General features: G+C 71.2%; 24 protein-coding genes. 17 read left to right on the top strand and 7 right to left on the bottom strand.

Annotated elements, in window-relative coordinates:
* Genes ACN265_RS29630 through ccsB form a run of 4 tightly spaced genes read left to right on the top strand, consistent with a single transcriptional unit; the run spans position 1 to position 4,053 of the window.
* Positions 1 to 576 (top strand): TlpA family protein disulfide reductase, encoded by a 576-nt coding sequence (locus ACN265_RS29630; RefSeq protein WP_421410746.1) that lies wholly within the window; start codon positions 1 to 3, stop codon positions 574 to 576.
* Complete coding sequence (locus tag ACN265_RS29625; protein WP_357925356.1) at positions 576 to 1,436, top strand: cytochrome c biogenesis CcdA family protein; 861 nt, start codon at positions 576 to 578, stop codon at positions 1,434 to 1,436. Before ACN265_RS29630 ends, ACN265_RS29625 begins: the two co-directional genes overlap by 1 nt.
* Positions 1,436 to 3,052, top strand: a complete 1,617-nt coding sequence (gene resB / locus ACN265_RS29620; protein ID WP_421410745.1) for a cytochrome c biogenesis protein ResB — start codon at positions 1,436 to 1,438, stop codon at positions 3,050 to 3,052. The genes ACN265_RS29625 and resB overlap by 1 nt, the downstream gene beginning before the upstream one ends.
* A complete protein-coding gene (gene ccsB, locus ACN265_RS29615) occupies positions 3,052 to 4,053 on the top strand; it encodes a c-type cytochrome biogenesis protein CcsB (RefSeq protein WP_420115339.1) in 1,002 nt (333 codons plus the stop codon). The genes resB and ccsB overlap by 1 nt, the downstream gene beginning before the upstream one ends.
* On the opposite strand, the gene ACN265_RS29610 is transcribed toward ccsB, so the two are convergent.
* Positions 4,019 to 4,240, bottom strand: a complete 222-nt coding sequence (locus ACN265_RS29610) for a hypothetical protein (protein WP_204925723.1) — start codon at positions 4,238 to 4,240, stop codon at positions 4,019 to 4,021. The two genes, ccsB and ACN265_RS29610, sit on opposite strands and share 35 nt — an antisense overlap.
* Positions 4,241 to 4,645: 405 nt before the next feature.
* Here ACN265_RS29610 and ACN265_RS29605 point away from each other — a divergent pair, with 405 nt between their 5' ends.
* A complete protein-coding gene (locus tag ACN265_RS29605; protein WP_421410744.1) occupies positions 4,646 to 6,223 on the top strand; it encodes a ricin-type beta-trefoil lectin domain protein in 1,578 nt (525 codons plus the stop codon).
* 139 nt (positions 6,224 to 6,362) lie between these two features.
* Positions 6,363 to 7,433 carry a LacI family DNA-binding transcriptional regulator gene (locus ACN265_RS29600; protein WP_421410743.1) on the top strand — a complete coding sequence of 357 codons (1,071 nt, stop codon included), beginning with the start codon at positions 6,363 to 6,365 and terminating at the stop codon, positions 7,431 to 7,433.
* 50 nt (positions 7,434 to 7,483) lie between these two features.
* Here ACN265_RS29600 and ACN265_RS29595 read toward each other — a convergent pair whose 3' ends face one another.
* Positions 7,484 to 7,960: a MarR family winged helix-turn-helix transcriptional regulator gene (locus tag ACN265_RS29595; RefSeq protein WP_421410742.1), complete on the bottom strand. Its 477-nt coding sequence runs from the start codon at positions 7,958 to 7,960 to the stop codon at positions 7,484 to 7,486.
* A gap of 63 nt (positions 7,961 to 8,023) precedes the next feature.
* Between ACN265_RS29595 and ACN265_RS29590 the strand changes: the two genes are divergently transcribed.
* The 3 genes from ACN265_RS29590 to ACN265_RS29580 all read left to right on the top strand — a co-directional run bounded on the left by ACN265_RS29590 (position 8,024) and on the right by ACN265_RS29580 (position 10,179).
* The gene (locus ACN265_RS29590; RefSeq protein ID WP_421410741.1) at positions 8,024 to 8,584 is read left to right on the top strand and encodes a carboxymuconolactone decarboxylase family protein; all 561 of its coding nucleotides are present in this window, start codon (positions 8,024 to 8,026) and stop codon (positions 8,582 to 8,584) included.
* A gap of 120 nt (positions 8,585 to 8,704) precedes the next feature.
* The gene (locus ACN265_RS29585; RefSeq protein ID WP_420115334.1) at positions 8,705 to 9,301 is read left to right on the top strand and encodes a type IV toxin-antitoxin system AbiEi family antitoxin domain-containing protein; all 597 of its coding nucleotides are present in this window, start codon (positions 8,705 to 8,707) and stop codon (positions 9,299 to 9,301) included.
* Complete coding sequence (locus ACN265_RS29580) at positions 9,298 to 10,179, top strand: nucleotidyl transferase AbiEii/AbiGii toxin family protein (RefSeq protein ID WP_420115333.1); 882 nt, start codon at positions 9,298 to 9,300, stop codon at positions 10,177 to 10,179. The genes ACN265_RS29585 and ACN265_RS29580 overlap by 4 nt, the downstream gene beginning before the upstream one ends.
* Before the next feature lie 82 nt (positions 10,180 to 10,261).
* Here the strand turns inward: ACN265_RS29580 and ACN265_RS29575 are convergent, their stop codons facing one another.
* Positions 10,262 to 10,531, bottom strand: coding sequence for a hypothetical protein (locus ACN265_RS29575; RefSeq protein ID WP_421410740.1), 270 nt, complete (start codon positions 10,529 to 10,531; stop codon positions 10,262 to 10,264).
* A gap of 305 nt (positions 10,532 to 10,836) precedes the next feature.
* Between ACN265_RS29575 and ACN265_RS29570 the strand changes: the two genes are divergently transcribed.
* Positions 10,837 to 11,625 carry a helix-turn-helix domain-containing protein gene (locus tag ACN265_RS29570; protein WP_421410739.1) on the top strand — a complete coding sequence of 263 codons (789 nt, stop codon included), beginning with the start codon at positions 10,837 to 10,839 and terminating at the stop codon, positions 11,623 to 11,625.
* The gene (locus ACN265_RS29565) at positions 11,616 to 11,804 is read left to right on the top strand and encodes a DUF397 domain-containing protein (RefSeq protein ID WP_421410738.1); all 189 of its coding nucleotides are present in this window, start codon (positions 11,616 to 11,618) and stop codon (positions 11,802 to 11,804) included. The genes ACN265_RS29570 and ACN265_RS29565 overlap by 10 nt, the downstream gene beginning before the upstream one ends.
* A 175-nt stretch (positions 11,805 to 11,979) precedes the next feature.
* Here the strand turns inward: ACN265_RS29565 and ACN265_RS29560 are convergent, their stop codons facing one another.
* Positions 11,980 to 12,795: an alpha/beta fold hydrolase gene (locus tag ACN265_RS29560; RefSeq protein WP_421410737.1), complete on the bottom strand. Its 816-nt coding sequence runs from the start codon at positions 12,793 to 12,795 to the stop codon at positions 11,980 to 11,982.
* A 234-nt stretch (positions 12,796 to 13,029) separates the two neighbouring features.
* Here ACN265_RS29560 and ACN265_RS29555 point away from each other — a divergent pair, with 234 nt between their 5' ends.
* Together ACN265_RS29555 and mqnP are read left to right on the top strand one after the other, a co-directional pair.
* On the top strand, positions 13,030 to 14,490 hold the full coding sequence (locus tag ACN265_RS29555; RefSeq protein ID WP_420115328.1) for a menaquinone biosynthesis decarboxylase: 1,461 nt from the start codon (positions 13,030 to 13,032) through the stop codon (positions 14,488 to 14,490).
* The gene (gene mqnP / locus ACN265_RS29550; RefSeq protein ID WP_421410736.1) at positions 14,490 to 15,401 is read left to right on the top strand and encodes a menaquinone biosynthesis prenyltransferase MqnP; all 912 of its coding nucleotides are present in this window, start codon (positions 14,490 to 14,492) and stop codon (positions 15,399 to 15,401) included. Before ACN265_RS29555 ends, mqnP begins: the two co-directional genes overlap by 1 nt.
* Positions 15,402 to 15,453: 52 nt before the next feature.
* On the opposite strand, the gene ACN265_RS29545 is transcribed toward mqnP, so the two are convergent.
* Positions 15,454 to 16,419 carry a terpene synthase family protein gene (locus ACN265_RS29545; RefSeq protein WP_421410735.1) on the bottom strand — a complete coding sequence of 322 codons (966 nt, stop codon included), beginning with the start codon at positions 16,417 to 16,419 and terminating at the stop codon, positions 15,454 to 15,456.
* A 204-nt stretch (positions 16,420 to 16,623) separates the two neighbouring features.
* Here ACN265_RS29545 and ACN265_RS29540 point away from each other — a divergent pair, with 204 nt between their 5' ends.
* Positions 16,624 to 17,250, top strand: coding sequence for a UbiX family flavin prenyltransferase (locus ACN265_RS29540; RefSeq protein ID WP_204925733.1), 627 nt, complete (start codon positions 16,624 to 16,626; stop codon positions 17,248 to 17,250).
* A gap of 201 nt (positions 17,251 to 17,451) precedes the next feature.
* Here the strand turns inward: ACN265_RS29540 and ACN265_RS29535 are convergent, their stop codons facing one another.
* On the bottom strand, positions 17,452 to 17,718 hold the full coding sequence (locus ACN265_RS29535; RefSeq protein ID WP_334452084.1) for a BldC family transcriptional regulator: 267 nt from the start codon (positions 17,716 to 17,718) through the stop codon (positions 17,452 to 17,454).
* 268 nt (positions 17,719 to 17,986) lie between these two features.
* On the opposite strand from ACN265_RS29535, the gene ACN265_RS29530 reads away from it, so the two are divergent.
* The 3 genes from ACN265_RS29530 to ACN265_RS29520 are packed head-to-tail and all read left to right on the top strand — an operon-like array spanning position 17,987 to position 20,437.
* Positions 17,987 to 18,445 carry an Lrp/AsnC family transcriptional regulator gene (locus ACN265_RS29530; protein ID WP_204925735.1) on the top strand — a complete coding sequence of 153 codons (459 nt, stop codon included), beginning with the start codon at positions 17,987 to 17,989 and terminating at the stop codon, positions 18,443 to 18,445.
* 59 nt (positions 18,446 to 18,504) lie between these two features.
* The gene (locus ACN265_RS29525; RefSeq protein ID WP_421410734.1) at positions 18,505 to 19,323 is read left to right on the top strand and encodes an SDR family NAD(P)-dependent oxidoreductase; all 819 of its coding nucleotides are present in this window, start codon (positions 18,505 to 18,507) and stop codon (positions 19,321 to 19,323) included.
* A gap of 22 nt (positions 19,324 to 19,345) precedes the next feature.
* A complete protein-coding gene (locus tag ACN265_RS29520) occupies positions 19,346 to 20,437 on the top strand; it encodes a PLP-dependent cysteine synthase family protein (RefSeq protein WP_421410733.1) in 1,092 nt (363 codons plus the stop codon).
* A gap of 73 nt (positions 20,438 to 20,510) precedes the next feature.
* Here the strand turns inward: ACN265_RS29520 and ACN265_RS29515 are convergent, their stop codons facing one another.
* Complete coding sequence (locus ACN265_RS29515) at positions 20,511 to 21,131, bottom strand: putative glycolipid-binding domain-containing protein (RefSeq protein WP_421410732.1); 621 nt, start codon at positions 21,129 to 21,131, stop codon at positions 20,511 to 20,513.
* Positions 21,132 to 21,193: the final 62 nt, after the last annotated feature.

Genomic DNA, 21,193 nt, shown 5'->3' with positions numbered 1-21,193 from the left:
ATGCGTTCCCGGAGGCCGCTGGCCGTCCTGCTCGCCGCCGTCACCGCCGGGGCGGCGTTGGTCGGCTGCTCCTCCGGCACCGAGGAGAGCCGCTGCGCCAACAACGGCGGCATCGTCGAGTGCGCCCCCGACCAACGCTCCGCCGCCCCGACGATCGCCGGTGACCTGCTCACCGGCGGCCGGTACGACACCTCCCAGGCCCGGGGTCAGGTGGTGGTGGTCAACTTCTGGGGTTCCTGGTGCGCGCCCTGCCGCGCCGAGGCCGACGACCTGGAGGCCACCTACCAGGCCACCAGGGCATCCGGGGTGACCTTCCTCGGCATCAACGTGCAGGACAGCCGGGACAAGGCGATCGCCTTCGAGGAGGGCCGGGTCACCTACCCGAGCCTGTTCGACCCGGCCAGCCGGCTGGCGCTGGCCCTGGACATCCCGCCGAACACGATCCCGGCCACCGTCGTGTTCGACCGGCAGGGCCGGATCGCCACCGTGATCCGGGCCGCCGTCACCACCGACGGGCTGCGGCCGATCGTCGAGCGGATCGCCGCCGAAGAGCCGGCGTCGACCGGTTCCCGCTGATGGGCGAGACGTTCCGCGAACTCGCCCAGTCCGGCCCGCTGCTGCTGGCCATCGGCGCGGCGGCGCTCGCCGGGCTGGTCAGCTTCCTGTCCCCGTGCGTGCTGCCGCTGATGCCCGGCTACCTGTCGTACGTGACCGGCCTGGCCGGCACCGACCTGGAGGGCCGCGCCCGGCCGACCACCCCGGCCGGCGGCGGACCCGACCCGGACGACGGCGGGTCGGCACCGGCGGACGGCCCGGTGGCGACGGCGACCCGGACGGCGGCCCGACCGGTGACGGCGGTCAAGGGCCGGGTGCTGGCCGGGACGCTGCTGTTCATCGCCGGCTTCACCGTCGTGTTCACCGCCACCGCGATCCTCTTCGCCGGGTTCGGCCGGATCTTCTTCGACTACGAGCGCACCTTCCAAGTCGTCATCGGCGCGCTGATCGTCCTGCTCGGGCTGAGCTACCTGGGGGTGCTCCCCGGCATGCAGCGGGAGCTGCGCATCCGGCGGCTGCCCGCCGCCGGGCTGCTCGGTGCGCCGGTGCTCGGCGCGGTGTTCGCGCTGAGCTGGATGCCGTGCACCGGCCCGACGCTGGGCGCGGTGCTCGGGATGGCCGCCACCGGCGGGCAGACCGACCGGGCCGTGGTGCTGGCGGTGGCGTACTGCCTGGGGTTGGGGTTGCCGTTCGTGGTCTTCGGGTTGGGCTTCCACCGGCTGCTCGGGGTGTTCCGGGCGGTCCGGCGCAACAGCCGGTGGGTGACCCGGATCGGCGGGGTGCTGCTGATCCTGATCGGCCTGGCGCTGGTCACCGGCGGTTGGCAGAACTTCGTGATCTGGTTGCAGACGACAGTGGGCCCCGGCGAGGTGAGCATCTGATGACGACCGTCGACGACCGGCCGGCCAGCCCACCCGCCGAGGCCCCCCGCCGCCGGCCGAACCCGCTGCTGGCCCTGCTGCGCAACTCGTGGCGGCAGCTCACCAGCATGCGTACCGCGTTGATCCTGCTGTTCCTGCTCGCGGTCGCGGCGATCCCCGGCTCGGTGCTGCCGCAGCGCGGGGTCAACCCGGAGAACGTCGACAGGTACTTCGTCGAGCACCCCGAGCTGGCCCCGCAGCTCGACCGGATCGGCGCGTTCGAGGTGTTCGGTTCGGTCTGGTTCTCCGCCATCTACCTGCTGCTGTTCACCTCGCTGGTGGGCTGCATCCTGCCCCGGATGCGCGACCACGTGCGGGCGTTGCGGGCCCGGCCGCCGGCCGCGCCCAAGCGGATGGACCGGCTGCCGCAGCACACCGTGCTGGAGTCGCCGGGGGCCGCCGACCCGCAGGCCATCGCCGCGGTGCTGCGCCGCCGCCGGTGGCGGGTGCAGGTGCGCGGCAACGAGGTCTCCGCCGAGAAGGGCTACCTCAAGGAGACCGGCAACCTGCTGTTCCACACCTCGCTGGTCGCCGTGCTGATCGGCGTCGCGCTCGGCTCGTGGTACGGCTGGCACGGCAACCGCCTGCTGGTCGCCGACGAGGCCTTCTGCAACACCCGCCAGCAGTACGCCGAGGCGAAGCTCGGCCCGCGCGTCGACAGCGCCGACCTGCCGCCGTTCTGCCTGACCCTGGACAACTTCGACGCCCGGTTCCTGGCGTCCGGGCAGCCGGAGAGCTACCGCGCGACGGTGACCGTGGACCGCCCGGACGGCTCGGACCGGCGGACCGCCGACTTCTCGGTCAACTCGCCGCTGCGGCTCGGCTCGGCGAACGTCTACCTGCTGGGCCACGGCTACGCCCCGATCCTGAAATACACCGACCGGTACGGCCGCAGCCAGACCAGCACGGTGCCGTTCCTGACCAGCGGCGACGCCAACCTCACCAGCGAGGGGGTGGCCGCCTTCCCCGACGCCAACGTCGACCCGGAGACCGGCCGCCGGGACGCGAACCAGCAGGTCGCCTTCGAGGGGCTCTACCTGCCGACCGCCCCGGACACCGCGCCGTTCGTCTCGTCGCGGTTCCCCGAGGAGCGCAACCCGGCCGTGGTGCTGGCCGCCTACCGGGGCAACCTGGGGTTGGACGCCGGCATCCCCGGCTCGGTCTACCAGCTCGACCAGCGCCAGGTGACCAGCGGCAAGCTCAAGCAGGTGGGCGACAGGAAGCTGGCCCCGGGCGAGACGTGGACCCTGGACGACGGCAGCAAGCTGGAGTTCCTGGGCACCAAGCGGTACGTCACCCTGTCCGTCCGGCACGACCCGGGCGAGAAGCTGATGCTGGGCGCCTGCGTGGTGCTGCTGGTCGGGCTGATGGGTTCGCTGTTCGGCCGCCGTCGGCGGGTCTGGTTCCGGGTGACGCCCCCCGACAGTGGATCTCCGACGGGCGGTAGTAGTTTGGTGTCGGCCGGTGGGCTGCCGCGCACCGAGCATCCAGGGTTCGCCGAGGAGTTCGCGTCTCTCGTCGCTGCGGTACGCGACGACGGGCGGCCCGACCGGCGGGCGCGAGAGGGAGTCGAGTGATGTCCGCAGTCTCCGACCAGTTGGTGACGTTCGCGATCCTGGTGTACCTGATCGCGATGATCAGCCACGCCGTCGAGTACGCCCTGGGCAACGTCCGCGCGGTGTCGGCCCGGGTCGCCCCGGCCCGGGAGCTGGTCGGCGTGGGTGTCGGCGGCGCGGGTGTCACCAAGGTCGACGGGCCGGTGCCGGACGACACCGTCACCGGTACGCCGCCGTCGACCCGGCCGAGCCGTTCGGCGGGACGGGCCCGGCTCGCCGGGCGGATCGCCGCCGCGCTGACCGTGCTCGCCGCCGCGCTGCACCTCGGCGCGCTGGTCACCCGGGGCATCGCGGCCGACCGGATGCCCTGGGGCAACATGTACGAGTTCGTGCTGACGGTCACCTGGATCGGGACCGCCGCCTGGCTCGTGGTGCTCTGGAAGCGGCCGTCGCTGCGCCGGCTCGGGCTGTTCCTCACCCTGGTCATGGTGCTGCTGCTGGCGTTCGCCGAGCTGAAGCTCTATGTCCCGGTGGTGCCGCTGATGCCGGCGCTCCAGTCGTACTGGTTCATCATCCACGTGTCGACGATCGTCTTCTCCTCCGGCATCTTCCTGCTGGGCGTGGTGCCGGCGGTGTCGTTCCTGCTGCGCAACGGCTACGAGCAGGGGCGGCGCAGCTTCCCGTACACGTTGGCCCGGCGGCTGCCCGGGGCGGCCGACCTGGAGCGGTTGACCTTCGCGCTGCACGCCTTCTCGTTCCCGATCTTCACGTTCGCGGTGATCGCGGGCGCGATCTGGGCCGAGGCGGCCTGGGGTCGGGCGTGGGGTTGGGACCCGAAGGAGACCTGGGCGTTCATCTCCTGGGTGGTCTACGCCGGTTACCTGCACGCCCGCGCCACGCCCAGCGTCCGGCGCAACGTGGCGACCTGGATCGCGGTGCTGGGCTTCCTGACGGTGCTGATGAACCTGTTCGGGGTGAACTTCTTCTTCACCGGCCTGCACTCGTACGCCGGGGTGGAGTGAGCCGGCCGGTGAGCACCCGGTCGACACCCAGGGTCACCTGGTAGGCGACCTCGGGCACGTCGGCCAGTTCGAGGTGCTCGGCCCGCAGGGCGAGCTGGGCGTGCAGCTCCCGGGCCACCGCGTCGCGGATCTCCCGCTGTAGCGGGGAGAGGCCGTCCGGATCGCCCACCGTGTACGCGTCGTCCATGCGTCCCATCCTCCACCGGAGGACCAGGTGTGTCGATGCGCCTTGGCCTGCCGAACGTCCATCCCTGCCGAAGCCGGTTCAGCGGTACCGACCGCCAGCGGTGGTCGGTGGTCGTGATGCCTCCAGCTGGCCGACACCTGGACGCCCCCATGAGGCTGATGACATCGTTCGCCGAACAATGTTTGCGTAAACATCGACAAGGGTGACATTGTCGACGGTGGCGGCCAGCGGAGAGACGCCCTGACCCCTGGCCCACCCGTCTGCGAGGAGAGAGGACAACGACCAGCCGCTGGACGCCAACTCGCCCGGCTGACAGTTCCCTGAACCCCGCCGTACCGCCACCTGGTCACTCCCGACGCGGCGGACCCGGACGAGAACCTCGTTCCCCCGCTATTGGAGCCGCACATGTTCCCGAAGCAGACAGGCGTCAGATCCGGCGCCGCCCCGCTCTCCCGTCCCTTCCCCCTCCTTGTCCTGCTCCTGCTGCTCGCCCTGGTCGCGGCGGTCGGCACCGTCTTCCTCCCCACGGTGAGCGAGGCCATCACCCGCTCCTCGCAGACCATGTACACCCCGCCGTCCGGCACCCCCGCCCCCGGCACGCTCTACCCCAGGGGGATACGGCTGGAGCACAGCGGGTCGTCCAACGGCACCATGCTCGCCACCTTCGAGCAGTACACCAACGGCAAGCCCGTCTTCCCGATCTACCGCAGCACCGACACCGGCAACTCCTGGACCAAGATCTCGGAAGTCGCCGACACGCAGAACGGCTGGGGCATGCGCTGGCAGCCACAGCTGTTCGAACTGCCCACCGCGATCGGCAATTTCCCCGCCGGGACCATCCTGGCCGCCGGCGACTCCGTCCCCAGTAACCGCTCCGGCTTCAAGATCGACATGTACGCCAGCACGAACCAAGGGCAGACCTGGACCTTCGTCAAGAACATCGTCAACGGCGCGGGCAGACCGGTCTGGGAACCCTTCTTCCTGGTCAACGGCAACAGACTCATCGTCTACTACTCCGACGAGCGAGACAGCAACCACAGCCAGAAGCTGGTGCACCAGGTCAGCACGGACGGCGTCAACTGGGGCCCCGTCGTGGACGACGTGGCGACCTCCACCCGGAGCGACCGACCCGGCATGTCGACAGTTGCGAAGCTGCCGAACGGCAACTACGTGATGACGTACGAGTACGGGGGCTCGCCGGCGGGAAACCTCGCGGTCTATTACAAGATCTCCTCCAACCCCGAGGCGTTCGGCTCAGTCACCGGCCAGGTCCTGAGGTCGACCGACGGCCAGACCGCCTTCTGGAACCCGTACATCACCTGGCTTCCCACCGGCGGCTCCAACGGCACCCTCGTCGTCAGTGCGCAAAGCACGACCGACGTGTTAGTCAACACCCAGGGCGGTGCCGCGAACGCCTGGACCCGTGTCGATTCCAAGGTCGCGGGCGGGTACAGCCGCGGCATGGTTCCGCTGGCCGACGGCCACAGCCTGGTGGTGCTCAGCGGCGGCTACAACGGCAGTACCGTCAACTCCGTCACGTACAGCACCATCGACCTGGGCGGCGTCGTGCCGACAACACCGGTCCCGTCCACCGGGACGACGACGGCGAGACTGATCGGCGCCCAGTCGGGTCGTTGCCTCGACGTGCCGAACAGCAACTCCGCGAACGGGACCAGGCCGGCGCTCTGGGACTGCCACACCGGGGCCAACCAGCAGTGGACGTACAACGCCTCCACCCGCCAGTTGCAGTCGCTCGGCAAGTGCCTGGACGTCTCCGGTCAGAGCACGACGCCGGGCGCCACGGTGATCCTCTGGGACTGCGGCAGCGGTGCCAGTCAGCAGTGGACCCTCACCAACAACACCGTGGTGGGAGCCCAGTCCGGGCTGTGCCTGGACGTCGCCAACAACGCGACCGCGAACGGATCAGCGGTGAACATGTGGACCTGCAACGGAGGCGCCAACCAGCGGTGGACCCGCGGCTGACACCAACCTGACGGTGGAGGGATCCGGAACGCGGCGTTCCGGATCCCTCCACCGTCTTTCTCGGATGGCGTCAAGAACCGACAGCTGCTCTATCGTGTCGTTCAACAGCCCGCCGGGCTGCGAAAGGAGCACCGTAGCGATGATCCCAGCATCGCCGGACGGTGTGCCGCGGGCCCTCGCCGGATCGTCAGGCGTCACCCGGCGCCACCGGCGCGTGTCGATGGCGGACGTGGCCCGAGCAGCCGGGGTCTCCGCGCAGACGGTATCCCGCGTCTCCACCGGACATCCCGGGGTTGTCGCGTCCACCCGCCAACAGGTTCTCGCGGCGATGAAGCAGTTGGGCTACCGGCCCAACAGCGCGGCCCGGGCGCTGAAGAACGGCGAGTTCCGCACCATCGGCGTCATCATCTTCACGCTGTCCACCACGGGAAACAGCCGGCTGCTCGAGGCGATCGCCACCCACGCCAGCCGTGCGGGTTACGCGATCACGCTCATGCCCGTGGCGACACCCACCCAGCACGGCGTGCTGGGCGCGTTCACCCGACTGGGCGAGTTGGCGGTGGACGCCGTCATCGTGGTGATGGAGGTGCATCTGCTCGACGCCGCGATGTTTGTCCTCCCGCCAGGGGTGCATGTCGTGGTCGTCGACTCCGATGCTGGCGACCGTTACAGCGTGGTGGACACCGATCAGGCCGACGGTGCGCGGCAGGCCGTCCAACACCTGCTCGACCTCGGCCACCACACCGTCTGGCACGTCGCCGGGCCGCCGGAGTCCTTCGCCGCCGGGCGTCGGGCGACGGCGTGGCGCCGCGTGCTCGAAGGGGCGGGTCGGCCCGTACCGTCGATGTACCGCGGCGACTGGTCGGCCGAATCCGGCTACCGCGCCGGCCTCCTGCTGGCGGACGAGGCGTCGTGTACCGCGGTCTTCGCCGGCAACGACCAGATGGCCCTCGGCGTGCTGCGGGCGTTGCACGAGAAGCAACGGATCGTTCCCCGCGACATCAGCGTGATCGGCTTCGACGACATCCCGGACAGCGCCTCGTTCATCCCACCGCTGACCACGATCCATCAGGACTTCGCCGAAGTGGGCCGCAGATGTGTCGAGACCGCGCTGCGACAGATCCGCAACCAGCCCGTCGAGCCCGGTACCAGCCTGGTGCCAAACCGGCTGGTGACACGGGCCAGCACGGCGACACCGCGAACCGCCTGACCCCAACCGGCCCGCTCCTGCCGGTGCTTCCGCGCTTGGCTCTGGAGTGGTCAGGTGCCGAACCAGCCGGGGACGTCGAGGCGGAAGGAATCCGGTGGGGTGACCGCGCGCAGGTCGTCCTCCAGGGCGGCCACCCGCTCCGCGCCGAGTCGCGCCACCCAGCGCTCCCGCAGCGCGTCGAAGAGCACCGCCGACCGGCGTAGCCCGTCGACACCCTTCTCCGTCATCCGGACCAGCTTGCGGCGGGCGTCGGCCGGGTCGTCGGCGCGTTCCAGGTAACCGAGGGCGACCAGCCGGTCGACGGTCTTCCCGGCGGCCTGCTTCGAAATGCCGAGGCGGTGGCCCAGATCGGACGCCGTGGTGCCGGCAACGCCGACGGCCTGGAGCACGAAGCCGTGCGCCGGCCGTAGCTCGGGGTGCCCCTGCCGGGCCAACTCGGCGTGCAGGTCGTCGACGAGGCTGCGGAAGCCGGCTAGCAGCAGCAGCGGCAGCACGAAGCCGGGGCGCTCGGGGTCACCCGTCGACATGTTCGACAACCTGGTTTACTGTCTCGACAACCACGTTGACTATCGTACGTGAGGGGTACCGCCATGTCCCGACCGACCTTCACCGTCCACACCCTCGACACCGCGCCCGACGCCGCCCGGCCGACCATGGCCGGCGTACAGCGCAAGCTCGGCCACCTGCCCGGCGCGGTCGGGCTGATGGCCGAATCCCCCGAGCTGCTCAAGGGGTTCCTGACGGCCTCCGCGACCTTCGAGGCCGCCGACCTCGCGCCGGTCGAGCGGGAGGTGGTGGTGCTGACCGTCGCCACCCGCAACCGGTGCCACCTCTGCGTGGCGATGCACACCGCGACCCTGACCCGACTCGGTGCCGCCGCTGAACTGGTCACCGCGCTGCGCGACGGCACCGACCTGCCCGAACCCCGGCTGGCGGCGCTGCGCCGGTTCACCCTCGCCGTCCTCGACCACGCCGGCGACGTGCCGGACGACGAGCTGACCGCCTTCCTCGACGCCGGCTACCGGCCCCGGCACGCCCTGGACGTGGTGCTCGGGGTCGGGACGTACACCATCTCGACCCTCGCCAACCGGCTCACCCGCGCCCCGCTCGACCCGCCCCTCGCCGCGTACGCCTGGCAGCCGGTGGCCTGACCGGCCGACCGCCGACGAGAAGGATGCACCTCTCGGTGCGGAAACTAAAAGAAAACTTTAGTTCTGTGTTGGTGACTGACCAGAAACTAAAGTTTTTCTTTAGTTTGTTACCCTTGTCGGGTGTCACCATCCGGCCAGCGGACGAACCGGCGCGCGCTGTTCCAGCTCGCTGCTCGCCAACACGGCTACGTCACCGCCGCGCAGGCTGCGGAAGCCGGATACTCGCATCAGGCGCAGAAATACCACGTTGATCACGGCAACTGGGTGCGGGTTGACCGAGGAGTCTTCCGGCTGGTGGATTGGCCGGCGCATCCGGCGGACCATCTCGTCCGTTGGGTGCTGTGGAGCGGAGCGGTGGGCGTGGTGAGTCATGCCAGCGCGCTCTCCGTGCACGACCTTGGTGATCTCGACCCGGCCAGGGTTCATCTGTCGGTTCCCGCGCGGTTCCGACGCTTGGCACCGGAGATCGTCCTGCACCGACCACTCCCCCCCGAAGCAGACATCGAGGATCGAGAAGGGTTCCGGGTGACGACCCCGAGTCGCGCACTTGCCGAGTGCGCACAGGCAAGGATCGAGCAACAGTGGCTCGACGGTGCTGTCGCCGAGGCGCTCAGCCGGGGCCTCATCACCCCAAGGCGGCTACGTGCCGCCGCCACGGAACTGGGCCCCACGGCGGAGCTGGGTGCGCAGACGGCCCTGGCGGCGGCAGGTCGATGAACAGGAAATACTCGACGCCTTCCGCGCTCCGCGCTGCCCTCGACAACCGCATCCTCGAACGTGCGCGACTGCTCGGTAGGGACCCCAACTGGCTCCGTCGCCGCCTCGCCTTCACCCGGCTCCTGGTGCGACTCGTCCATCAGCACACCGATGCCTGGGTGCTCAAGGGTGGTATGGCGGTCGAGCTGAGGCGGCCCGGGCTCGCACGATCGACCCGTGATGTCGACCTGGTGATGCGGCCGGGCCTGGTAGCAGATCCGGGCGACGGAACGGAACTCCACGAGGTGCTCACCGAGGCCCTGCTCACCGACCCTGACGGTGACGGGTTCAGCTACTCGGCCACCGCGCCGGTCCGGCTACGCGACGACGCGTACGGCCGTCCGGCCTGGCGCTTCGCGGTCGAGAGTCGCCTCGCCGGCCAGCTCTTCGCCAAGCTCAAGCTGGACGTGGTGGCGCGACCCGAGGAGCTTGGCGGCGTCGAGCTGCGCGAACTGCCTGACGACCTGGCATTCGCCGCCATCCCCACCCGGGCGATCTGGGTAGCTGACCTGCGGCAGCAGTACGCCGAGAAGCTGCATGCCCTGACGCGGCTCTACGAGACCGGGCTGTCCACCCGGGTCAGAGATCTGGTCGACCTCGTCTTGCTGGTGGAGGACGGCGTGCCGGCTGATGAAGCGCTGGTCAGGCGGGTGCACCACGTCTTCTCCATCCGAGGTACCCACACCGTGCCGGATGATCTCCCCGAACCGCCGCCATCGTGGAACGTCCGGTACGAAGTCCTGGCAGCGGAGATCGGTCTCACGGTGGCGTCTGCGATTGAGGCGCACAAGATGGTCTCCGGGCATTGGTCGCAGGCTCGTGCCACGGGGGACCAGTGACACACCCGAATGGACGGGAATGCCGGATGCTGGTCTGACTGAGTTCTCTGGTTCGTGCCGCTGGTCGACCAGAAACTAAAGTTCACCGATAGGTGCGGGCGGTCCAGCCGAGGAAGCGTTCGTACAGCGCTGCGGGTTTCGGGGTGTCGTCGGGGTGGAGCCGGTACAGATCCTCGACGGCGGTGTACAGCATCCCGGCCAGGTAGATCGACAGGGCGACCCGGCTGTTCCGGTAGTCGGCCGCAAGGGTCAGGCGGGCGGTGGCGCAGGGCCACGGACCGCCGCAGACCCGGCAGAGCCACAGTGGTCGGAGTGGGACGTGGAGCCGGGAGCGCTGCACAGGGCGGGTCATCGTGTATTCCTCTTCTCGCCCGTGGGCCCGGGGCGGGGCGTCGCCGAGGTCCGGGCGCTCGGGTGGGGATCGTCCGTCGCCGATGTGGGGGGCGACTGCGCTGGAGGGAGGGGCCGTCCGTCGCCGACGTACCGGACGACCCCTCCGCGGTTCCGCCCGTCCTGTCGGATCCGGGCGGTTCCGCTGGGCACAGTCTGGTGAGGACGGCACTACGCTCGGAAGGCATCCGGTCGCCGTGTGTACCTGAGCGGGTCGACGGTGAGGCCGGTGAGGAACGCGGGTCGCGGTGGTGAGGAGACGTGCGGATGGACGAGCGTTTACGGGTGCTGATCGAGGAACTGCGGCACATGCGGGCCGCCCGGAAGATGACCCAGGAGGACCTGGCCAAGGCGGTCAACTACTCGCCGTCCACGGTGGCGATGGTCGAGACCGGGGCGCGGAAGCCGCCGCCCGACTTCTGGGAGCGGGTCGATGCGGCGCTCGACACCGGCGGCGCGTTCGCCCGGATGCTGGCCCGCCTCGGGTCACCGCAGTGGATGCGGGAGTGGGAGGCCAACGAGCGGCAGGCCACCGTGCTCCGGTCGTTCCAGCCCATGGTGGTGCCGGGGCTGCTTCAGACGGCGGCCTATGCCCGCGCGCTGTTCCGCAGCGTCGGCCTCTTCGACGAGCAGGAGGTGGAGCAGCGGGCCGAGGCGCGGTTGACCCGGCAGGCGGTGCTGGCCGGCGAACGACCGCCGCAACTCGTCGCGGTGCTCGACGAACACGTGTTGCGCCGCCCGGTCGGTGGGCCGGTGGTGATGCGCGAGCAACTGCTGCGGCTGGCGAAGATTGCCACCGAACATCCCCGGGTGCGGCTGCACGTGGTGCCCGCCTCGGTCGGCGCATATCCGGGTGTCGCCGGGGCCTTCGTGCTGGCTACGCTGCCCACCGGGGAGGACGTCGTCTATCTGGACGATCAGCTCAAGGGCCAGGTGATCGACCACACCGAGGACGTGCTGGCGGTCCGGTCGGCCTGGGAGTCGATCCAGGGGGAGGCGCTGCCGGCCCGGCAGTCGATCGATCTGTTGACGGAGGTGGCGAAGTCATGGAGCTGACCGACGCGCGGTGGCGCACCAGCACTCGGAGCAGCACCAACGGCGGGGATTGCGTCGAGGTGGCCGACAACCTTTCCGGGCTGGTCGCCGTCCGCGACAGCAAGGACCGCGACGGTGGCGTACTGAGCTTCACCCCGGCAGCCTGGCGATCCTTCCTGACGCTCGCCCGCACCCGCTGACCCCCGAACCCGTCGGGATCCCCGAATGGGTGAGCCCGGTTGCCGGTGGACCTGGTGAAGCACCTTGACCGCCTCGCCGAGCGGGCCGCGAGCCGTTGCTCCGAGGTCGTCCGCGACGCCCTGACCAAGGATGCGTCCACCCGCAGCGGATCGACCTGATCTCGCCGGCTCCGGGTCAGCCGTGCAGGAAGGGGAGCAGTAGGGCGGTCAGCTCAGCGGGGCGCTCCTCGAACAGCCAGTGGCCGCAGTCGGTGACCACCCGGCCGTCGACCTTGCGGGCGTAGCGGCGTACCTGCTCGGCGACCTGGCCGCCGAGGCTGGCCGCCGCGCCGACGGCCAGCACCGGCATCGGCAACGGGCTCTTCCGGTACGCGGTGTTGTCCTTGACGTCCTGCGCGAAGGCCCGGAAATAGTTGAAGCTGGCCCGTAGGTGGGCCGGGTCGCTCAGGTGCCGGGCGTACTCCTCGATGTCGTCCGGGCCGATGCTGCCCTTGTGCACCATGATCGAGTCGGTGAAGCGGTCCACCCAGCGTGCCTCCCGGCCGGTGACCAGCTCCTCCGGCAGACCGTTGGTGAGGCTGAAGAAGCCGAAGTTCCACACCGCCGGCCCGGCCTCGGTCAACGCGGGAAACGTGTAGATGCTCTCGTCCGGGATCGGTGCCTCGGTCAGCACCAGCCGGGACACCGTGTCGGGGTGCGCGGCGGCATAGGCGTACGCGACCATGGTGCCCACGTCGTGGCCGACCAGCCGGATGTCGTCGGCCAGGCCCAGCCCGGTCAGCAGCCCGTGCAGGTCGGCGGCGACGGTCTTCTTGTCGTACCCGTCGGGTGGGGCGTCGCTGCCGCCGAAACCGCGCAGGTCGGGGGCGACCACCTGGTACGTCGCGGCCAACTCCGGCAGCAGCCCCCGCCACATCCGCCAGCACTGCGGATAGCCGTGCAGCAGCACCAGGGTCGGCCCCCGACCGCCCCGGACATAGTTGATCGACACGTCGCCGACCTGCGCCCGCTGCTCGGTGAACCCCGCCGGAACCCGTTCGTCGCCTATCCTGCCCCCGTCCCGACGTCGCGGCCCGACCGGCCGTCACCCGTGCAACGACCAGCCGCCGGCCGGAGAGACGCACCCGCCGGCGCGGGCAGACGTACCGGTCCGGGTGGGGAGGCGCACACCGCTGGGACGTACCCGGCGTGGGCGCTGCCGGCCGGGGTGCGGGAGACTGGCCGTATGGCGGCTCGTGGCTTCCCGTACACCGATCTCAAGGACTTCCTCGCGGCGCTGGAGCGCGCGGGCGAGCTGCGGCGGGTGACCGTCCCGGTGGACCCCACGCTGGAGATCAGCGAGGTGGTCACCCGGACGGTCCGGGCCGGCGGGCCGGCGCTGCTGTTCGAGCGGCCCACCCGGGGCGAGATGCCGGTGGCGATCAACCTGTTCGGCACCGAGAAGCGGATGGCGATGGCGCTCGGCGTCGGATCGCTCGACGAGATCGGCGACCGGATCGGCGCGTTGATCAAGCCGGAGCTGCCGGTCGGCTGGTCCGGCATCCGCGAGGGGCTGGGCAAGGTCATGCAGCTCAAGTCGGTGCCGCCGCGCAAGGTGAAGACCGCCCCCTGCCAGGAGGTGGTCTACTCCGGCGACGACGTCGACCTCGACCGGCTGCCCGGCCTCCAGGTCTGGCCCGACGACGGCGGGATCTTCCACAACTACGGGCTGACCCACACCAAGCACCCCGAGACCGGCAAGCGCAACCTCGGTCTCTACCGCCTCCAGCAGCACTCCCGCAACACGCTCGGCATGCACTGGCAGATCCACAAGGACTCCACCGCCCACCACGCGGTCGCCGAGCGGCTCGGGCAGCGGCTGCCGGTCGCCATCGCCATCGGCTGCGACCCGGTGGTCAGCTACGCCGCCTCCGCGCCGCTCCCCGGTGACATCGACGAATACCTGTTCGCCGGGTTCCTGCGCGGCGAAAGGGTCGAGATGGTCGACTGCCTGACCGTGCCGTTGCAGGTGCCCGCGCACGCGCAGATCGTGCTGGAGGGCTACCTGGAGCCCGGCGAGCGGCTGCCCGAGGGACCGTTCGGCGACCACACCGGTTTCTACACCCCGGTCGAGCCGTTCCCGGTGCTGCACGTCGAGACGATGACCATGCAGCGCAACCCGGTCTACCACTCGATCGTCACGTCCAAGCCGCCGCAGGAGGACCACGGCCTCGGCAAGGCCACCGAGCGGATCTTCCAGCCGCTGCTCAAGCTGCTGATCCCGGACATCGTCGATTACGACCTGCCGGCCGCCGGGGTGTTCCACAACTGCGCCATCGTGTCCATCAACAAGCGCTACCCCAAGCACGCGCAGAAGGTCATGAACGCCATCTGGGGCGCGCACCTGATGTCGCTGACCAAGCTGATCGTGATCGTCGACGCCGACTGCGACGTGCACGACTACAACGAGGTCGCCTTCCGCGCCTTCGGCAACGTCGACTACGCCCGCGACCTGCTGCTCACCGAGGGCCCCGTGGACCACCTCGACCACGCCTCCTACCAGCAGTTCTGGGGCGGCAAGGTCGGCGTCGACGCCACCCGCAAGCTGCCCGCCGAGGGCTACACCCGGGGCTGGCCGGAGGAGATGACCATGTCGCCGGAGGTCACCTCCCTGGTCGACAAGCGCTGGAAGGAGTACGGCATCTGATGGCCACCGCCGTCGCCCCGGCCGCCCGCCCCGGCCGGGTCAAGTCCTTCCTCAAGCTCGTCGCGATCGAGCACTCCGTCTTCGCGCTGCCGTTCGCGTACCTGTCGGCGCTGACCGCGATGCAGGTCAACGGCGGTCGGGTGCGCTGGGGAGACCTGCTGCTGATCACCGTGGCGATGGTCGGGGCACGGACGTTCGCCATGGCCGCCAACCGCATCCTCGACCGGCGGATCGACGCGCGTAACCCGCGTACCGCCGGGCGGGAACTGGTCACCGGGGCGGTGAGCGTGCGGACGGCCTGGACCGGCGCGGCCGTCGCCCTGGTGGTCTTCCTCGCCGCCGCCGCCCTGCTCAACCCGCTCTGCCTGGTGCTCGCCCCGCTCGCCGTCATTCCGCTGGTCGTCTACCCCTACGGCAAGCGGTTCACCGACTGGCCGCACGCCATCCTGGCGGTCGCCCAGGCCGTCGGCCCCGTCGGCGCCTGGCTCGCCGTCACCGGCACCTTCGCCGGCTCCGGGCCGGCCTGGCTGCTCGGCGCGGCCGTCGGCCTGTGGATCGGCGGCTTCGACCTGATCTACGCCTGCCAGGACGACGAGGTCGACCGCCGGATCGGGGTACGCAGCGTCCCCGCCCGCTACGGCCGGCGCTTCGCGCTGCACGCCTCCACCGTGGCGCACGTGGTGACGTTCGCCCTGTTCATCTGGTTCGGTGCGCTGGTCGGCTTCGGCTGGCCGTGGTGGATCGGGCTGGCGCTCACCGCGGTCGCCTTCGGCTACCAGCACGTGGTGGTCACCCCGACCGACCTGAGCCGGGTCAACCGGGCCTTCTTCACCGCCAACGGTTTCGTCGGCATCGCCCTGTTCGTCTTCGCCCTGCTCGACCTGGTGATCCGCCTCGACCTCGGCGCCTGACCCCGCTCCTCGCTCATCTCGGTTCCCGCACCGCCCTGCGCCCCGCCGGGCGTCAGGGGTGGGGGTGGACGGGGTAGCGGGCGCTTTCCAGGGTCCAGTCGATGGTGCCCCGGACGGCGTTCGCGATGCCGTCGAGGTGGGCGGCGACGGAGTCGTCAAGCGCCGGGCCGAACGACGGGACGGCGGCACACTGCATATGGAACCGGGTCATCGTGTCCCGCCAGCGGTCGGCGACCAGCTCGGCGGCCCGCTCCACCGGCACGTCCCGCTCGTCGGCGAGCGCCAACACCAGGTTGTGCCCGCCCGAGGTGGTCCGGTCCCGTTCCATCGAGGCGAGGTCGTTGTACCAGGAGAGCAGGTCGTTGCCGAGTTCACCGATCCGGCGCAGCAGCGGATGGTGGTAGACCGCGTCCGGCAGCGCCCTGCCCCCGACGAACTCGATCAGCGGATACGACACGTACGCCGCCGAGGTGGCCCGGCGCAACGCGACGTACTCGGCCACGCCGGGTGTCCGGCCGCTCTCCTTCGCCACCGCCTCCCGCCAGTTGCCGTCCAGGTGGTCACCGACCGCGTCGACGAACCGCAGCCGCCAGCGGGCCGGCATCCGGCGGCGGGGCATCCGCCACGCCTCGACCAGCAGCCGGCGCAGCGGACCCCCGAATCCCGGGTGCCGCCGTCGGGGGCCGTCGTGCAGCAGGGTCAGCGTCCCGCGACGCAGCGCCCGGATCTGCTCCGACGGCAGCCGGTCCGGCCCGTCGCAGGCGTCGTCGACCAGGAAGAACCAGGTGAACAGAGCCGACACGGTACGCAGGTCCGGCTCGCTGGCGTCGGGGTAGAGGCGGCCCGCGTACCGGGCGAAGCCGGCCCGGTCGAGCCGGTGCAACGCCTCGGCACCCAACGGCAGACCCAGCCGGGGCAGCAGCTCCAGCAGCCACTCCTGTACCCCGTCGGCGTACGGGGAGAGCCGGGGTGGGATCGGGCACGCCGACCGTAACGACCAGAGGATCTCGTCGACCATTACCGATGTCTCCCCCGTACCGTGTGGATCATCCGTGCGCAGCATCGCAGGTCCAGCGTCGACGTGCCGTCCGGGCCTGCTGCGGGAGGCCCGGAGGCGCCGGTACGGCGACGGTGGGTCGACCGGCCGGTCCCGCACCGTGCCGACGGGGCCGATTGTGGGGGCGGGCGTCGGCGGTCGGCGTACACCAGGCAGGCTGGGCGTATGCGCGAACCATGGGTGGTGGGGGTTTCCGGGGCGTCCGGCACCCCCTACGCGGCGGCCGTCGTCCGGGGCCTGCTCGACGCCGGGCATCCGGTGGACCTGATCGTGTCCCGGGCCGCCCGGCTGACCGTCCTCGACGAGACCGGCCGGCCGTTCCGGGACGGCCACTGGGCCGAGGACCTCGCCGGTTGGCTGGGCCGGGACCTCACCGGCGACGACGTGCGGCACTGGCCGGCCGGCGACATCGCCGCCGGCCCGAGCAGCGGCTCCTACCGGGTACGCGGCATGGCGGTCGTGCCGGCCAGCACGGCGGCCTGCGCCGGCATCGCCATCGGCCTGTCGAAGGACCTGCTGCAGCGCGCCGCCGAGGTCAACCTCAAGGAACGACGCCCGGTGGTGCTGGTGCCCCGGGAGACCCCGGTGACCCGCAGCCACCTGGAACACCTGATCGCGCTGCACGACGCCGGCGCGGTGGTGCTGCCGGCCAGCCCCGGCTTCTACGGCGCGGGCGCGTCCGCCACCGCGCAGCAACTTGTCGACTTCGTCGCCGGCAAGGTGCTGGACGCCCTGGGCGTGCCGCACACCCTGTTCCGCCGCTGGTCGGGCGAGTTGGCCGCCGAGCGCTGACCACCACGGCCACCGCCGTCGATCCGGACGTGTGTGCCCGACCGCCGTCGCCAATCGGGGCGGGTGCCCGCCAGGCCACAACGATCAACCGGGCCACAACGGTCAGCCGGGCCGCAACGATCGGTGCCGGCGGGTCCGCCGCCCGTTCAGTCGGCGGCGGGCCGGACCTTTCGGCCGGCCCGCGCGTCCGTCTCGCACCATTCAGTACATCCCGGCATTGGCCGGACCCGGCCCGGTCGAGGCGGCCGGGCCCACGTTACGTGGCTTGCCCATGTCTTCCGCCTCGTCCAACATGCCCTCCCCTTCCAGCAGGGCCCGCACCTCGGATTCCCGAAACCGGCGATGCCCGCCTGGAGTCCGGATGCTGCCTATCCGGCCGGCCGCCGCCCACCGCGTCACAGTCTTCGGGTCCACCCGAAACAGTGCGGCGACCTCACCCGGTGTCAGCAGGCGATCTCCAGTGTCCACAGCCCCCTCCTCGCGTCGACGAAGCCCTCGGCTGAACACACTGCCCCCGGCCGGTGCGAGCCCAGAGCCGTCATGAGGGACGTATGGCAATTACAGCACCAGCGAACTGGCCTGTCCGCCAAACGCGAAAAACGCACGGAGTGGGAAGTTAGTAAATGGTACCGGCGCGGGACTCCCTTGACCGTCGGTCTGCGAACTGTCACCTGCTGTCAGATGCAACGGATGCCGGTCGCCGGACGTTACGCCCCAACGGATAGGCTCACCCTCCGTGGACGCGATCGACCGGAGCCTCGTCGAACTACTGCGCGGTAACGCCCGCCTGTCGTACGCCGAGCTGGCCCGGCAGGTCGGCCTCTCCGCGCCGGCCGTGCACGAACGGGTTGGCAAGCTGGAGTCCAGCGGCGTCATCCGGGCCTACCGGGCCGAGGTCGAGCCGGAGGCGATCGGCCTCGGCGTGACCGCGCTCATCGGCATCGTCGAGGATTCCGGCGGGGACACCGACGACGTGCTGGAGACGTTCCGGCAGATGCCCGAGATCGAGTCCTGCTACTTCATGGCCGGCGTCGAATCCTTCCTGCTCAAGGCTCGGGTCGGCACCATCGCCGAGCTGGAACAGCTGATCGTGCGGCTGAGCCGTACCCCCGGGGTGGCCTCCACCCGCACCGGCATCGCGCTGTCGACCAAGTGGGAGAACCGGCCCCAGCCGATCGAGCCGCCGGCCCCCTGACCGGCCGACCGGGGCTGGTGGGGCTGGTGCGGGTGGGGCGACGGCGATACCTTGCGCCGATGACGCCCACCACCGCCGTGGTGACCGGGGCGGCGGGTGGGCTCGGCCGGGCCGTCGCCGCCGCGTTGCACGCCGACGGCTGGACCGTACTCCTGACCGACCTGGATCCCGACGCGGTCGCGCTCGCCGCCGCGCCGCTCGGCGGATGGTCCCGGGCGCTGGACGTCCGCGACCCGGCCGCCTGCGCCGCCGTGGCCGCCGAGGCGGCCGGTCGGGGCGGGCTCGGACTGTGGGTGAACAACGCCGGCATCCTGGTCACCGGAGCGTCCTGGACGCAGGACCCGGCCACCCGACGGCAGGTGGTCGAGGTCAACGCGCTCGGCGCGATGAACGGCACCCTCGCCGCCCTCGACGTGATGCGCGCCCAGCGGCACGGGCACGTGCTCAACGTGGTCTCCCTGGCCGGGCTGGTCGCCGCCCCGGGTGAAACCGTCTACGCGGCCAGCAAGCACGCGCTGCTCGCGTTCAGCATCGGCACCCTCGCCGACCTGCGGACGGCCGGGCTGCGTGACGTGCACGTCTCCTGCCTCTGCCCGGACGGCATCTGGACGCCGATGCTGCACGACCGGCTGGACGACGACGGCGCGGTGGCCTCGTTCACCGGCACCCTGCTGCGCCCGGAACGGGTCGCGGCCCGGGTCGTCCGGCTCGCCCGCCGCCCCCGGCCGGTGGTCAGCCTGCCCCGCTGGCGGGGTGCCCAGGTACGCCTGCTGGACGCCTACCCCCGGCTGGCGCTGGCGCTGCTCCCGGTGATCCGGGCGGCGGGCCGGGCCGGTCAGCGCCGGCAACGACGCCGGGCCGGCCCGAACCCGAGCTGACCTCGCTTGTACCGTTGCCGACGTGACTCATCTCGACCGGTGCGACGAGGCCAGCCGGGTGTGGGTGACCGAGGCGATCGCCGCCGTGGAGGCCGACGCCAACCGGTCCGCCGACACCCACCTGCTGCCGTTCCCGCTGCCCCGGCAGTGGGGGATCGACCTCTACCTCAAGGACGAGTCGGTGCACCCCACCGGCTCGCTCAAGCACCGGCTGGCCCGCTCGCTGTTCCTCTACGGGCTCTGCAACGGCTGGATCGGGCCGGCGACCACGGTGATCGAGGCGTCCTCCGGCTCGACGGCGGTCTCCGAGGCGTACTTCGCCCGGATGCTCGGGCTGCCGTTCGTCGCCGTGATGCCCGCCTCCACCTCACCCGAGAAGATCGCCCAGATCGAGTTCCACGGCGGGCGCTGCCACCTGGTCGACGACCCGGCCAAGGTGGTGGTCGAGGCGCGCTGGCTCGCCGAGGACAGCGGTGGGCACTTCATGGACCAGTTCACCTACGCCGAACGGGCCACCGACTGGCGGGGCAACAACAACATCGCCGAGTCGATCTACGCGCAGCTCTCCCTGGAACGGCACCCCGTGCCCGCCTGGATCGTGGTCGGCGCCGGCACCGGCGGCACCAGTGCCACCATCGGCCGGTACGCCCGCTACCAGCGGCTGCCCACCAAGCTCTGCGTGGTCGACCCGGAGAACTCGGCGTTCTACCCGGCGTGGCGGGCCGCCGACTGGTCGGTACGCACCGGCCGGGGCTCCCGGATCGAGGGGATCGGCCGACCCACCGTCGAGGCGTCCTTCCTGCCCTCGGTGGTCGACCGGATGACCCAGGTGCCCGACGCCGCCTCGCTGGCCGCCATGCGGGCCGGCTCGGCGGTGCTCGGCCGGCGGGTCGGCGGCTCCACCGGCACCAACCTGTGGGGGGCGTTCGGGCTGATCGCCGAACTTCTCGCGCAGGGGCGGCCCGGCTCGGTGGTGACGCTGATCTGCGACGCCGGGGACCGGTACGCCGACACCTACTACGACGACGCCTGGGTGGCCGCGCAGGGCCTCGACCTCGCCCCGCACCTGGCCACCATCGACCGGTTCCTCAGCACCGGGAGCTGGCCCGGCTGACACCCGGCGGGCACCGGGGAGCCGGCCCGGTTGACACCCGGCGCGGCCGTGCCCGCCCTGGTTCCCCCCCCGGTCAGCCCAGGTCGGCCCGGTCGGCCAGCCCGGGGTAGTGCCGGACCAGCCCCTCGCCGTCCACCTCCAGTTCGGTGCGGAAGGTGTCGCTGGTGAACCCCACCCGCCCCGGCCCGAGCGCGGTGTAGACCTGCTCGCCGGCCACCACCTCCAGGCTGGGCACCAGCACCCACGCCACGGTGATCCGGTGCTCGGTGCTGGCCGCGGCCCCCGCCAGCCCCAGCCGACGGATCGGCAGGCTGTTGAACAGGGCCGAGCCGCCCAGGTCGACGTCGAGCGCCCCGTGCAGCCGGTCGGTGTCCTCGATGCCGGGCAGGCCGGCCGGTGGCTGCCCGGCCGCCCGCAACACCGCGTCGAGGTCACCCTGCTCGCCGGTGCGCACCCGCCACCCGTCCGCGCCGCGCTCCAGCCGTACGCTCCGCGACCAGCCGGCCCCCTCCACCTCCACGGCGAGCGAGGTGGTGGCCCCGTCCGGGCCGGTCTCCAACCGGTAGCGGCAGGTGTAGGGGATCGGGTCGACGGCCAGTTGGGTGCCGTGCGCGGCGAATCCGGCCCCGTCGTCGAGGACGGCGTGCTCGGCCCCGGCGGTGTCGGTCCGGCTCCAGAAAAGTGACCTCGGCATGGTCCGGACGTTACGCCAGCAGGGCGTCGACGGCAGCGCATGCGCGAACGTCGCCCCGGAGC

The organism is Micromonospora sp. WMMD730 (assembly GCF_049178955.1).
In the GTDB taxonomy this organism is placed as follows: Bacteria; Actinomycetota; Actinomycetes; order Mycobacteriales; family Micromonosporaceae; genus Micromonospora; species Micromonospora wenchangensis.
This window is presented reverse-complemented; position numbering and strand designations above follow the sequence as displayed.